General features: G+C 72.8%; 4 protein-coding genes. All 4 read left to right on the top strand.

What is annotated here, in order from left to right; all coding sequences use genetic code 11:
* The first annotated feature begins 52 nt into the window (after positions 1 to 52).
* On the top strand, positions 53 to 11,197 hold the full coding sequence (locus tag AB0C66_RS13525) for an alpha/beta fold hydrolase (RefSeq protein WP_362436768.1): 11,145 nt from the start codon (positions 53 to 55) through the stop codon (positions 11,195 to 11,197).
* Positions 11,194 to 12,609, top strand: coding sequence for an MFS transporter (locus AB0C66_RS13520; protein ID WP_362436766.1), 1,416 nt, complete (start codon positions 11,194 to 11,196; stop codon positions 12,607 to 12,609). Before AB0C66_RS13525 ends, AB0C66_RS13520 begins: the two co-directional genes overlap by 4 nt.
* Positions 12,610 to 12,622: 13 nt before the next feature.
* Positions 12,623 to 14,065 carry a cytochrome P450 gene (locus tag AB0C66_RS13515; RefSeq protein ID WP_362436764.1) on the top strand — a complete coding sequence of 481 codons (1,443 nt, stop codon included), beginning with the start codon at positions 12,623 to 12,625 and terminating at the stop codon, positions 14,063 to 14,065.
* Positions 14,066 to 14,162: 97 nt separating this feature from the next.
* Positions 14,163 to 14,747 (top strand): DUF2867 domain-containing protein, encoded by a 585-nt coding sequence (locus AB0C66_RS13510; RefSeq protein WP_362436762.1) that lies wholly within the window; start codon positions 14,163 to 14,165, stop codon positions 14,745 to 14,747.
* Positions 14,748 to 14,833 lie beyond the last annotated feature (86 nt).

The following is a 14,833-nucleotide window of genomic DNA, read 5'->3' as shown; positions in this document are numbered from 1 at the left end:
CCCCGGCCGAGACCGCCGTCGCCGCAATGAGCTTGGAGATGAAGGAATAGACATGGCCACCGATCAGAACCAGCTCATCGAGGCGCTCCGGAAATCCCTCAAGGAGACCGACCGGCTCCGCCAGCTCAACAAGCGGCTGCTCGCGAACGCCAGCGAGCCGCTGGCCATCGTCGGTATGAGCTGCCGCTACCCGGGCGGTGTCACCTCCCCCGACGAGCTGTGGGAGCTCGTGTCGTCGGGGCGGGACGCCGTCAGCGGGCTGCCCACCGACCGCGGCTGGGACCCGGAGCGGATCTACGACCCGAGTCTGCGCCGGCCCGGCGCCGTGTCCACCAGCGGCGGTGGCTTCCTCGACGAGATCGCCGAGTTCGACGCCGAGTTCTTCGGGATCAGCCCGCGCGAGGCGCTGGCCATGGACCCGCAGCAGCGGCTGCTGCTGGAGGCGTCGTGGGAGGCGTTCGAGGACGCGGGCATCGACCCGACCTCGCTCCGCGGCAGCGACACCGGAGTGTTCTGCGGCGTCGGCACCACCGACTACTGCACGGCGCCCGCGGGCAGTGTGCCGCAGATCGAGGGGCTCCAGCTGACCGGTGGGGCGGCCAGCGTCTCCTCCGGCCGTATCTCCTATGTGTTCGGCCTGGAGGGGCCCGCGGTGTCCGTGGACACCGCGTGCTCCTCCTCCGCGGTCGCCCTGCACATGGCCACCCAGGCGCTGCGCGGGGGCGAGTGCTCCATGGCCCTGGTCGGCGGTGTGACCGTGATGTCCGGCCCGTTCCTGCTGGCCGAGTTCAGCCGCCAGCAGGCCGTCTCCCCGGACGGCCGCTGCCGCGCCTACGCGGCGACCGCCGACGGGACGGGTTTCTCCGACGGCCTCGGTCTGGTGGTGCTGGAGCGGCTGTCCGACGCCCAGCGCAACGGACGCCGCATCCTCGGTCTGATCCGGGGCACGGCCGTCAACCAGGACGGTGCCAGCAACGGTCTGACGGCGCCGAACGGTCCCTCGCAGGAGCGGGTGATCCGGCAGGCGCTGACCAACGCCGGGCTGTCGCCGTCCGAGGTGGACGCGGTCGAGGGCCATGGCACCGGCACCGTCCTGGGCGACCCGATCGAGGCCCACGCACTGCTCGCCACCTACGGGCGCGAGCGGAACGGCGATCCGCTGTGGCTGGGCTCGATCAAGTCGAACATCGGCCACACCTCCATGGCCGCGGGCGTGGCCGGTGTCATCAAAATGGTGATGGCGATGCGGCACGGACTGCTGCCGCGGACCCTCCATGTGGACGCGCCGTCCCCGCATATCGACTGGGAGGCGGGCGAGGTCGAGCTGCTGACCGAGGCACGCGAGTGGACCACGGGCGAGAAGCCCCGTCGCGCCGCGGTGTCCTCGTTCGGCGTCAGCGGCACCAATGTGCACATCATCCTGGAGGAGGCGCCGGTCGAGGCACCCGCTCAGGAGACCGCCACCGAGCCACGTCCGATGGCCGCCGTCCCCGTGACGCTGTCCGGCCGGACCGCCGCGGCGATGCGCGCCCAGGCCGACCGGCTCCGCGCGCATGCGCTGGCGCGTCCGGACCTGACCCTGGCCGACCTCGGCTTCTCCGCGGCCACCACCCGGGCCCACCTGGAGCACCGTGGTGTGGTGGCCGCCGCCGACCGCGACCAGCTGCTGTCCGGACTGGCCGCCCTGTCCCTCGGCGAGCCGTCCCCCCTGGTCGTCGAGGGCCGCGCCACACCCGGCGCCAAGCCGGTGTTCGTGTTCCCTGGTCAGGGTGCGCAGTGGGTCGGGATGGCGGTCGAACTCCTGGACTCTTCGCCGGTGTTCGCGGCGGAGGTGGCGGCGTGTGGTGAGGCGTTGTCGGAGTTTGTGGACTGGCGTCTTGAGGATGTGCTGCGGGGTGTGCCGGGCGCGCCGTCGTGGGAGCGGGTGGATGTGGTGCAGCCCGCTCTGTTCGCGGTGATGGTGGGTTTGGCGGCGCTCTGGCGTTCGTATGGTGTGGAGCCGTCGGCGGTGGTGGGACATTCGCAGGGTGAGATCGCGGCCGCGTATGTGGCGGGTGCGTTGTCGTTGGGTGATGCGGCGCGGATTGTGGCGTTGCGCAGTCAGTTGGTGCGGGATCGGCTTGCGGGGCTGGGCGGGATGATGTCCGTGGCGCTGCCGGTGGGGCGTGCCGAGGAGTTGATCGCGCCGTATGAGGGCCGGATCTCGGTGGCGGCGGTGAACGGTCCGGCGGCGGTGATTGTCGCCGGTGACCCGGAGGCGCTGGACGAGGTGCTGGCGGCGTGTGAGCGTGATGATGTCCGGGCGCGCCGGGTCAAGGTGGACTACGCGTCGCACTCGGCCCATGTCGAGGCCATCGAGGCCGAACTGCTGACGGCACTCGCCCCCGTGACGCCGTCCAGCGGGCGGATCCCGTTCTACTCCACCGTCACCGGCGGCTTCCTCGACACCACCACCATGGACGCCGCGTACTGGTACGCCAACCTGCGCGGCCAGGTCGGCTTCGAGCCCGCCATCCGGGCCCTCCTCGACAACGGCGCCGGATGCTTCCTGGAGATGTCCCCGCACCCGGTGCTCGCCATGGCCGTGGAACAGACCATCGCCGCCCACGGTCCGGCCAACCGCGTCGGCGTGGTCGGCTCCCTGCGCCGTGACGAAGGCGGCCTCGGCCGCTTCCTGCTCTCGCTGGGCGAGGCGCACACCGCCGGGGTGAGGACCGACTGGGCCGCCTGCTTCGCCGACTCCGGCGCCCGGCGCGTCCCGCTGCCCACCTACGCCTTCCAGCACAAGCACTACTGGCTGGACGCCCCCGGTCTCGCCGACGCCTCCGCGGTCGGCCTCGGCCGAGTGGAACACCCCGTCCTGGCCGCCGCCGTGCGGGTGGCCGACCGCGACGAGTGGGTCGTCACCGGCCGCCTCTCCCACCAGGGTCAGCCGTGGACCCGCGACCACGCGCTGTTCGGCACGGTCACCCTTCCCGGCGCCGCGCTGATGGAGCTGGTCCTGTCGGCGGGCCGCCACGTGGACTGCGAGCTGATCGAGGAACTCACCCTCGACGCACCGCTGCTCCTCAGCGACGACACCGAGGTCCCGGTGCAGGTCACGCTCGGCCGGGCCGACGCCGACGGCCGTCGCGAGGTGGCCGTCTACTCGCGGCCGGACGGCGGCGACGCACACTTCACCGACGCCGTCCGCCACGCGTACGGCCGGGTCTCCCCGGACGCCGAACCGCGCTCCGCCCGGCTGGGCGAATGGCCGCCCGCCGCGGCCGAACCGATGTCGGTGGACGCCCTGTACACCACGCTGGCCGAACTCGGCCTCGACTGCGGCCCGATGCTCCAGTGCGCACAGTCGGCATGGGCCCTCGAGGGTGAGGTGTACGCCGAACTCGCCCTGCCCGACGGCACCGAGCCCGGCGGTTTCGCCATCCACCCGGCCCTGCTGGAGTCCGCGCTGCACACCGCGCCCCGGCCCGCCGAGGACAAGGCACCGTCGGTGGCGTCCTGGTCCGGTGTGCGGGTCGTGGGTGACAAGGTCGCCCACGCACGGGCGCGTATCGTCCCGGTCGGCGAGGGCACGGTGCGGCTCGATGTCTTCGACGGCGACGGCGCACCCGTGGCACATATCGACCGGATCGCCGTACGGTCCGCCGACCCGGCCCGATTCGAGGAGCTGCGGCGCGGTCAGAACGCGCTGCTGCGGCTGGACTGGACGCCCGTCACGGCCACCCCGGCCAGGCCGGTGCGGCTGGCCGCACTGGGCGAGATCGCCGGTGTCGCCGACCAGCACGCCGATCTCATCGCCCTGGAAGACGCCGTCGCGGCGGGCACCCCCGTGCCACAGGCGGTCCTGGCTGTGATCGACACACCCGCCGGGGAGACGCCCGCGGCGGTGCGTGACGCCGCGGGCCGGGCCGCGTCCCTCGTACGGCGCTGGCTGGCCGCCGAGTCGCTGGGTGAGGCCACGCTGACCGTGGTCACCCGTGGCGCGGTGGTGGTCGCGGACGAGGTGCCCGACGCCGCACAGGCCGCGGTGTGGGGTGTCATCCGCACCGCGCAGTCCGAACGCCCCGGCCGCTTCCTGCTCATGGACGCCGACGGGGAGCCGGAGTGGTCCGCGCTGCTCGGGCTGGACGAACCGCAGCTCGCCGTGCGCGAGGGCAAGGCGCTGGCCCCCCGGCTGGTCCGGGTGTCCGGCGGAGCCGCGGACCGGCCGCTGTCCGTGGACCCCGAGGGCACCGTGCTGATCACCGGTGGTTTCGGAGCCCCGTTCGCCGAGCACCTGGTCACTCGCCATGACGCCCGCCATGTGGTGGTGGCCGCCCCCGGCGGCCGGGCCGACGAGCTCACCGCCGAGCTGGTGTTCCTCGGCGCGCGGGTGCGCGTCGTGCCCTGTGACGTCACCGACCGGGGCCAACTGGCCGCGTTGCTGGGCTCCCTGGAGCACCCGCTGACCGCGGTGGTGCACACCGCGGTGGTACCCGACGCGGGCCTGATCGAGACCCTCTCCGACGACCGGCTGGAGACGGTGTTGCGGGCCACCGTGGACACCGCCTGGCACCTGCACGAACTGACCGCGGACGCGGACCTCTCCGCCTTCGTGGTGTTCTCCTCCTTCGAGGGGCTGGCCGGTATCCCGGGCCAGGCGGCCACCTCCGCGGCGGACGCGGCCCTGGCGGCGCTCGTGAGCGCCCGCCGCTCGGCCGGACTCCCCGGCACCGCGCTCGCCTGGGGCTTCTGGGCCGACGGCCGGGGCACCGGCGAAACCGGTCCGGCCGACCCGGCGCTGGTCGCCCAGACCGGAATCCTGCCGCTGCCCACCGAGCTCGGGCTCGACCTGTTCGACCGCGGCCTCGCCGCGGACGCACCGCTGCTGGCCCCGGTGGAGCTGGATCCGGCCGTTCTGCGGGTGCAGGCCCGCGCCGGACTGCTGCCCGCCGTGCTGCGCGGCCTGGTCCGGGTGCCCGCCCGGCGCGCCGCGTCGGGTGGCACCCTGGCCCGGCGTCTCGCCGAGGTGCCGGAGGCCGAGCGGGAAGGTGTGGTGCTCGAGCTGGTACGGGCGCAGGTGGCGTCCGTGCTCGGCCACGACTCCGCCGACGAGGTGGACGGCGAACGCGCCTTCAAGGAGCTCGGCTTCGACTCCGTCAGCGCGGTCGAACTGCGCAACCGACTCTCGCAGAGCACCGGTGTGGCGCTGCCCGCCACCGTCGTCTTCGACCACCCCACGCCGGTGGCCATCACCCGGCTGCTGCTGTCGCGGGTCGACGGCCCTGCCGACACCGGTGTCCCGGTCGCGCGGAAGCGCGCCGGTGCGGTGGACGAGCCGCTGGCGATCGTCGGCATCGGCTGCCGCTACCCCGGCGGTGTCACCTCCGCGGAGGACCTCTGGCGGATCGTGGCCGACGGCCGGGATGTGATCGGCCCGCTGCCCGCCGACCGCGGCTGGGACCTGGAGCGGCTCTACAGCCCGGACGGCGAGCGGATCGGCACCACCTCCTCGTCCGGCGGCGGATTCGTCACCGGCATGGGCGACTTCGACGCCGAGTTCTTCGGCATCAGCCCGCGCGAGGCCGTGGCCATGGACCCGCAGCAGCGGCTGCTGCTCGAGACCTCCTGGGAGACCCTGGAGCACGCCGGGATCGACCCGACGTCCCTGCGCGGCAGTGACACCGGCGTCTTCGTCGGTATCACCGGCTCCGACTACAGCATGCTCGTGCCCGCCGAGTACGAGGGCTACCGCGTCACCGGCACCATGTCGAGCGTCGCGTCCGGTCGTATCGCCTACACCCTCGGCCTGGAGGGCCCCGCGGTGTCGGTGGAGACGGCCTGCTCCTCCTCCGGTGTCGCGCTGCACATGGCGGCGCAGGCACTGCGCGGTGGCGAGTGCTCGCTCGCGCTGGCGGGCGGTGTGACGTTCATGACCACGCCGGTCACCATGACCGAGTTCAGCCGCCAGGGCGCCAACTCCCCGGACGGCCGCTGCCGCGCCTACGCGGCGTCCGCCGACGGGACGGGCTTCTCCGACGGTCTGGGCCTGGTGGTGCTGGAACGGCTGTCCGACGCCCAGCGCAACGGACGCCGCATCCTCGGTCTGATCCGCGGTACCGCGATCAACCAGGACGGTGCGAGCAACGGTCTGACGGCGCCGCACGGTCCCTCGCAGGAGCGGGTGATCCGGCAGGCGCTCGCCAACAGCGGGCTGTCGCCGTCCGAGGTGGACGCGGTCGAGGGCCATGGCACCGGCACCGTCCTGGGCGACCCGATCGAGGCCCACGCACTGCTGGCGACGTACGGCCAGGAGCGCGACGGGGACCCGCTGTGGCTGGGGTCGATCAAGTCGAACATCGGCCACACCTCCGGTGCGTCCGGGGTTGCCGGTGTGATCAAGATGGTGATGGCGATGCGGCACGGGGTGCTGCCGCGGACCCTGCACGTGGACGCGCCGTCCCCGCATATCGACTGGGAGGCGGGCGAGGTCGAGCTGCTGACCGAGGCCCGGGAGTGGTCCGGTAACGGCCGGCCGCGCCGCGCGGGTGTGTCGTCCTTCGGCGTCAGCGGCACCAACGCGCACCTCATCGTCGAGGAGGCGCCCGCCGAGCCCCCGGCCGCGGTCGCCCGGGCCGTGGCCCCCGCGACCCCGGTGCTGCTCTCCGCGCGCACCGAGGCGGCCGTGCGCGCCCAGGCCGAGCGCCTGCGGCGGCACCTGCTCGACAACCCCGGGCTCGCACTGACCGACCTCGGCCACTCCCAGCTGACGTCGCGGGCGGCGCTGGAGCACCACGCGGTGCTCGTGGCCGCCGACCGGGAGGAACTGGTCGGCGAGCTGGCGGCGTTCGCCGTCGGCGAGGTGACCGAGCAGACGGCCACCGGCCGCCCCTCCACCACCGCCAAGCCGGTGTTCGTGTTCCCGGGTCAGGGTGCGCAGTGGGAGGGCATGGCGGTCGAACTCCTCGACACCGCCCCGGTGTTCGCCGCCGAGATCGCCGCGTGCGGCGAGGCGCTCTCCGAGTTCGTGGACTGGCGTCTGGAGGATGTGCTGCGCGGTGCGCCGGGCGCACCGTCGCTGGAGCGCGTCGATGTGGTCCAGCCCGCGCTGTTCGCGGTGATGGTCGGCCTGGCGGCGCTGTGGCGCTCCTACGGTGTCGAGCCGTCGGCCGTGGTCGGCCATTCGCAGGGTGAGATCGCCGCCGCGTATGTGGCCGGCGGGCTTACGCTGCGCGACGCGGCCCGGATCATCGCGGTGCGCAGCCGGATCGCCCATGAGCAGCTCATGGACACCGGCTCCCTGGCCTCGCTTGCCCTGCCGATCGACCAGGTAGAGCCGCTGATCGCGGCGTACGGAGGCCGCCTCACCGTGGCGGCCGTGAACGGTCCGGCGGCGGTGATCGTCGCCGGTGATCTGGAGTCGATCGCCGCCCTGGTGGCGCACTGCGAGCGCGAGGACATCCGGGCCAAGCGGGTCCCGGCCACCTTCGCCTCGCACTCGCCCCATGTGGAGGTGGCCCGCGCCGAGATGCTGGAGGCGCTCGCCCCGGTGGAGCCGCGCGGCGGACATGTCCCGCTGTACTCCACCTCGGTCGGCGCGTTCGTCGACACCACCACCATGGACGCCGCGTACTGGTACGCCAACCTGCGCAACCCGGTCGGCTTCGAGCCCGCCATCCGCGCGCTCGTGGACAACGGCGCCGGATGCCTCGTCGAGATGTCCCCGCACCCGGTGCTGGGTGTCGCGATGGAGGAGACCGTCGCCGCCACCGGCGCGGGCCGGGTCGGTGTGGTCGGCTCGCTGCGGCGCGGGCAGGGCGGGATGAAGCGGTTCCTGCTCTCCCTCGCCGAGGCGCATATCGCCGGGGTGAAGGTCGACTGGGCCGCCTGCTTCGCCGGTTCCGGCGCCCAGCGGGTCCCGCTGCCCACCTACGCCTTCCAGCGCAAGCGGTACTGGCCGAGCACGACCACGGCCACCACGGGCGACCCCGCCGCCTCCGGTCTCGGCCGTGTCGAACACCCGGTGCTGACGGCGGGGATGCAACTCGCCGACCGGGACGAATGGGTGCTCACCGGCCGTCTGTCCCACGAGTCCCAGCCCTGGCTGCGCGACCACGCCGCGTTCGGCCTCCCGGTCGCGCCCCACACCACACTGGTCGAACTGGCGCTGGCCGCGGGGCGCGGAGTGGGCACACCGCTGCTGGACGAGATGATGTTCGAGGCGCCGCTGCTGCTGCCCGAGGGCGCGGCGTTGCAGATCCAGGCCATCGTGGGCGCTCCCGGTGCCGACGGCCGCCGCCCGGTGGCCGTCCACTCGCGCCAGGACGGTGACCAGCGCGCCGGGTCCACCCGCCACTGCACGGGCTGGCTGGCGGCGGACACCGAACCCGCCGCAGGGTGGGCGGGCCAGTGGCCGCCCGCCGGTGCCGAACCGGTGCCGGTGGACGGGCTCTACGCCGCGCTGGCCGGTCTCGGCCTCGACTGCGGCCCGGCGCTGCACGGGGTGCGGGCGCTCTGGCGCTCCGGCCGCGAGGTGTACGCCGATCTCGCGCTGCCCGAGGACACCGGCGCGGCGGACTTCGGCATCCACCCCGCCCTCTTCGAATCTGCCCTGCACACAGGGCAGTTGGGCTTCGCCGAGCAGGACGCGCCGAAGCTGCCGGTCTCCTGGTCCGGGGTGCGCCTCGCCGCGACCGGTGCCACCGGTGGCCGTGCGCACCTCAGCTCCGACGGCGACACCTTGCGGCTGGAGGTGTTCGGCGAGGACGGTGCGCTGGTGCTCGGGGTGGACCGCGTCGCCTTCCATGAGGTCGATCCGGCCCATTTGGAGGAGCTGCGCCGCGGTCAGAGCTCGCTGTACCGGGTGGACTGGCTTCCGGTCGAACCGGCCGCCGCCACGCCGGTGCGGCTGGCCGCGCTGGGCGGGGCGGCCGGGGGAGTGGCGGACCGCTACGCCGATCTGGCCGCCCTGGAACGGGCCATGGACGGTGGTGCGGCGGTTCCGCAGGCCGTGCTCACGGTGATCGACACACCCGCCGGGGACGGCATCGCGGCGGTGCGGGGCGCGGCCGACGAGGCCGCGGCCCTGGTACGGCGCTGGGTGGACCACGGGCCCTGTGGCGATGCCGTGCTGGCCGTGGTGACCCGCCGTGCGGTGGCGGTCCGGGACGAGGAGGTCCCGGACCCGGCGCAGGCCGCCGTATGGGGGGTGCTGCGGGCCGCGCAGTCCGCACACCCGGGCCGGTTCCTCGTCGTGGACGTGGACGTGGAGGGAGCCGGGGACGGGGCCACCGGGCCCGGGTGGAACGCGGTGTTCGGCGCCGATGAGCCGCAACTCGCCGTGCGCGCCGGGCGGTTCATGGCGCCGCGGCTGGCGCTGGTACCGGTGGGATCCACCGGCCGCCGGCCGCTGGCGGACACCGATGGCACCGTGCTGATCACCGGTGGGCTCAGCGCTCCGGGCGCGTCGCTGGCCAGGCATCTGGCCGCCCACCACGGTGTACGCCACCTGCTGTTGCTCGGTACGCCCGGCGACACCGCGGACGGGCTGGTCGCGGAGCTGGCGGAACTCGGCGCGCGAGCGCGTATCGAGACCTCCGCCCCCGACCGGCTGGCCACCGTGCTGGAGTCCCTGGAGCGGCCGCTCGGCGCGGTCGTCCACACCGGGGTTGAGCCCGGCGGGCCGGAGCTGGTCCGGCGGCTGCACACGCTGACCGAACGGGCCGGGCTCGCCGCCTTCGTGGTGTTCTCCTCGTTCGCCTCCCTCGGTGGCGGCGCGGTGGAGGATCCGGCGGCCGACGCCGCGGCCGAGGCACTGGTGCGCGAGCGCCGTGCGGCCGGGCTCGCGGGCACCGCGCTGGCATGGGGTCCGTGGGAGGGCGAAGGCGCCTCTCCCGGGACCGCCGAGCTGCCGGTCGAGCGTGCGCTGACCCTGTTCGACCAGGCCCTCGCCGCGGACACCGCGCTGCTGGCCCCGGTCCAGCTGGATCCGGCGGCACTGCGGACACAGGCCCGCGAACGCACCCTCCCGGCGCTGCTGCGCGGTCTGGTCCGGCTGCCCGCCCAGCGCGAGACGGGCGGCGGATCGCTGGTCCAGCGGCTGGCCGGTGTCTCCGAGGCGGACCGCGAACGGGTGGTGCTGGAGCTGGTCACGGCGCATGTCGCGGCCGTGCTCGGCCATGACGCCGACGACCTGATCGATGTCGAGCGCAGGCTCAAGGAGCTGGGCATGGACTCGATGAGCGCGGTGGGTCTGCGCAACCGGCTCTCGCAGGCCACCGGTCTGCGGCTGCCCGTCTCGTTCGTCTTCGAGCACCCCACCCCGGCGGAGATCGCCCGGCAGCTGCTCAAGCAGGTCGGCTCGGGGGCGCCGGAAGTCGGGGCGCCCGAGGCCGCGGGCGAGACGATCAGCCGGCGGCTCCGGCAGGCCGCCGGGGACGGGACCATGGCTCAGGCGCTGCGGGAGCTGTTGGACACCGCGGGCGGCCGACCGGTCTTCTCCTCGGCCACCGAACTGCCCGACAGCGATGGGCGGTTGGCGCAGCTGGCCTCCGGGCCGGGCCGGGTGAAGATCGTCTGCGTACCGTCCTATGTGTATGTGGTCGGCTCCGGCCAGGAGCAGTTCATGCGGCTGGCCGACCGGTTCGAAGGAGTGCGGGACGTCCACGTCTGCTCGCTGCCGGGCTTCGGGACCGAACTCGCCCCGAAGTCCCGGGAGGCCGCCGTGGAGGTCCTCGACGGCGCGATCCGCGCGGCCGTAGGGGACGCCCCGTTCATCCTGGTCGGCTACTCGATGGGCGGTCTGGTGGCGCGTTCGCTGGCCGAGCGTCTGGAGTCCTCCGGCGCCGCGCTCGCCGGGGTCGCCATGATCGACACACTGGCGCTCGACGGTGACGAGGCCGAGACGGGACGGATGTTCGCCGCCATGCTGGCGGAGATCCTCACCCAGGAGCGGCGCGCCGTCTCCATCGACGACGCGAGCTGGCTGTCCATGGGCGCGTATCTGCGCCTGTTCACCGGTCTCCGGCCGGAGCCGACGGCGGTCAGGACCCTGATGGTCCGGGCGGCCGAACCACTCGGCGGCACGGCGGCGCCGGACGGTCCGCGGTGGGAGCCCACCGACGACCGTGTCGAGGTCGCCGCCGACCACTTCGCCCTGATCGAGTCCGCCGCGGCGGACACCGCGGACGCGATCGAAAGGTGGATCGAGGCATGAGCAACGACGGATTGCGCCGGGGGGTGTCCCTCGCGGTCGTCCTCGTCGGGGTGTTCATCTCCGCGGTGGACATGCTGATCGTGAACATCGCCTTCCCCAGCATGCAGGAGTCCTTCTCCTCGGCGAGCCTCACCGATCTGTCCTGGGTGATGAGCGCCTACGCGATCACCTTCGCGGCGCTGCTGCTGCCCAGCGGCCGCTGGGCCGACCGCTCCGGGCGCAAACGGGTCTTCCTGCTGGGCCTCGGGCTGTTCACCGCCGTGTCGGCCGCCTGCGCGGCGGCGCCCAACCTGGAGGTGCTCGTGATCGCGCGGGCCCTCCAGGGCGTCGGCGCCGCCCTGATGGCGCCCAGCTCCCTGGGGCTGCTGCTCGGGCTGTTCCCGCCCGCGCGGCGCGGTATCGCCATCGGTCTGTGGACCGCGGTGGGCGGTGTCGGCTCCGCCGCCGCGCTGCCGCTCGGCGGGCTGCTGGCGGAGATCGACTGGCGCTGGGTCTTCGTGGTCAACCTCCCCCTGGGAGCGGCGGCGTTGCTCCTCGGCGCGTGGTCGCTGCGCAAGTCGGCCGCCGAGGCCGGTCCGGTGCCGGATCTGCTCGGGATCGCGGCGCTCGCGGCGTCGGTGGCCGCCATCGTCGCCACGATCTCCCAGGGGCAGGTGTGGGGCTGGGACAGCCCCCAGGTCATCGGCCTGTCGGTGGCCGGTGCGCTCGGCCTCGCCTACACCGTGCGCCGTGGTCTGCGCCATCCGGCACCTGTCATCGAACCCGCCATCCTCAGGATCAGGCCGGTGGCCCTGGGCAATGTCGCTACCGGTTTCTTCTTCGTGGGTGTCGGCGCGATGGCCATGTCCACGATCCTGTTCCTGACCCAGGTCTGGCGGCACTCGACCCTGCGCGGCGCCCTGGAGATCGCACCGGGGCCGGTGTCGGCCACCCTGTTCGCCGTACCCAGCGGCATCCTGGCGGTCCGGTACGGGGCACATCTGGTCGGTCTGGTCGGCGGTCTCTTCTTCGCGGCGGGCGGTCTGTGGTGGACGTTCGCACTGGACGGCACACCGGACTTCACCGGCCACTTCCTGCCCGGCGCCATCATCGGCGGCATCGGCTTCGGTCTCATCCTGCCGCCGCTGGCCGCGGCGGCCACACTGTCCCTGCCACCGGAGCGGGTGGCCACCGGCACCGGGATGTCGTCTATGTCCCGTCAGATCGGCATGGCCATCGGGGTCGCGGTGATCGCGTCCGTGCTCACCGGTGTACCGGACCTCTCCGACTTCCGCACCGCGTTCATGATCATGTCCGGCGCCAGCCTGGTCAGCGGGCTCGCCCTGTTCGCGATCGGCCCGGTGCGCCCGGCCACCCCGCCCGGCAGGGGCGACAACCAGCCAGAGCACGTGACCCAAGCGGCAACGAGTTAAGGAAGCAAGGTAAATGGACCACTCCAGCAACGCTCAGGACGCGGCGGTCGCATCCGGGGGCAAGTGCCCGATAGACCACTCCTCACCCGCCCCGAAGGAGGTCATCCCGTCCTCCTCGCTGCCCGCGGTGGATATGGCACGGCTGCGTCAGGTGCTCAGCATCTGGGCCCGTCCGGAGCCCTTCCTGAAGAGCGCCCGCGCCGCACACGGCAGCCGGTTCCGCGTGACGATCATCCCCGGTGTCCCGCTCTATGTGATCTCGGCACCGGAGGACGTCAAGCAGATGTTCCTGGCCCCCCGGGACGTCCTGCACACCGGTTCCAGCAACACCCCCATCGAGAAGTGGACCGGCCAGAACGGTCTCGCCTGGCTGGACGAGGAGGAGCACACCGCGCGGCGGCGCAGTGTGATGCCGAGCTTCCGCGGTGACGCGCTGAAGCGTGTCGAGAAGGAGGTGTACCGGCTGGCCAAGGAGACGGTCGCCTCCTGGCCGCGCGACCGGGCCTTCGCGGTGCACCGCTTCGCCCACCACTACACCACCAAGGTGATCCTCGAGGTGCTCTTCGGCGAGCACCGTCCCTCGTGTGAGGACGAGATGTTCGAGGAGGTGATGAAGATGCTGGAGTTCAACTCCCGTCCGTCGACGATGAAGCCCTTCCATATGCTCCCGGAAGGCAAGATGAAGCGCATGAAGCTGTTCCGGCCCAACGGCGTCAAGGAGTTCCTGACCCGCCGTGCGCGGGTGCACGCCATGGTGGACTCGGCCATCGAGGAGCGCGAGCGGTCCGGCGCCGCCGGTGACGACCTGCTGGGCGTGATGCTGGGCATCACCAACGCGGACGGCACCAAGCCCAGCCGGGTCGAGATGCGCGACGAGATCATGACCCAGTTCCTGGCCGGTACGGAGACCACCGCCTCGGCCATCTGCTGGGCGATGGAGTTCCTCACCCACGCTCCGCACGTGGTCGACCGGCTGCGCGAGGAGATGGCGGAGGGCGCCGGCGACAAGTACCTGACCGCGGTGGTGCACGAGGTGCTGCGGCTCGGCCCGCCGATCCAGCAGATCGTCCCCCGTGAGGTGGTCAAGCCGATCGAGCTCGGCGGTGTGCGCTACCAGCCCGGTGACCGCCTGTGGGCCAGCGCCTATCTGCTCAACCGGGACGAGCACAACTACCCGCAGCCCGATGAGTTCAAGCCGGAGCGCTTCCTCGGCGTGAAGCCCGCCTCGCACACCTGGATCCCGTTCGGCGGCGGCCACACCCGGTGCCTGGGCGACCGGATCGCGCTCATGGAGCTGAAGGCCACCCTGACCGAGATCCTGACCACCTGTGACATCGAGCGCGCCGATGCCAAGCCGGAGTCGGCGCACAGCCGAACGGTCGTCAACATCCCGCGGAACGGCGCCCGAATGGTGTTCCGTCCGCGCAAGGTGACGGCCGGAATCGGCGCGGGCTGAGCCCCGGGGCCAGGTGCCCCGGGTAGGTTTGTTCCGCCGCGCGTCGCCGGGGTCCGCCCCGGCGGTCCGCCGCGACGCACATGAAACGGAGGTTTGAATGAGGCTCCCGAACACCGCGTTCACCGAGCGGCCGTGGAGGGTCCACGAGTTCATCAGGGACTTCGAGGTCGAGGACGTATGGGACCTGGACACTCCCGGGGGACCCGACGATCTGGCCCTGCTGGTACGGCAGTTCGACGGTGACGGGGCCGACTTCGAACCGTCGCCGATGTACAAGGTGCTGTTCGCGATCCGCTGGCGGCTCGGCCGCATCCTCGGCTGGGACAAGGAGAAGCACGGCCTCGGTCCGGGCGACCCCTCCCTGCGGGACCGGCTGCCGGACGACCTGCGCGACGGTCGGCGCGGCCCGGACCTGAAGACGGTGCCGATGAAGTCGGTCTTCCAGACCTCGGACGAGTGGGTGACCGAGGTCGTCAACAAGACCGTTCACGCCGCGATGCACATCGGCTGGGTGGACGACGGAAACGGCAGGCATCACGCGCAGATGGCCGTGCTGGTGCGGAAGAAGGGCCTGCTGGGGAAGGTGTATATGCCCGCCATCCTGCCCTTCCGGCGTATCTTCGTGACGCCGTCCCTGGTCAAGGCCATCGGCCGGTCCTGGCACGCGAGTACGCCCCAGTGACCTCCGTCTGACCTCTACGCCCTCATGAGGTGGCCGCGCCGGACTCCGGCGCGGCCACACGTGTGTGCGTGGCGGATGTCCGTTCC

The organism is Streptomyces sp. NPDC048636 (assembly GCF_040650655.1).
GTDB lineage: Bacteria > Actinomycetota > Actinomycetes > Streptomycetales > Streptomycetaceae > Streptomyces.
The sequence above is the reverse complement of the archived record's forward strand: the minus strand, read 5'-3'. Positions and strand labels throughout refer to the sequence as shown.

Excerpts from the sequence above, each read along its gene's own strand:
- AB0C66_RS13525 (WP_362436768.1), top strand. The coding sequence starts at position 53 with ATGGCCACCGATCAGAACCAGCTCATCGAGGCGCTCCGGAAATCCCTC.
- AB0C66_RS13520 (WP_362436766.1), top strand. The coding sequence starts at position 11,194 with ATGAGCAACGACGGATTGCGCCGGGGGGTGTCCCTCGCGGTCGTCCTC.
- AB0C66_RS13515 (WP_362436764.1), top strand. The coding sequence starts at position 12,623 with ATGGACCACTCCAGCAACGCTCAGGACGCGGCGGTCGCATCCGGGGGC.
- AB0C66_RS13510 (WP_362436762.1), top strand. The coding sequence starts at position 14,163 with ATGAGGCTCCCGAACACCGCGTTCACCGAGCGGCCGTGGAGGGTCCAC.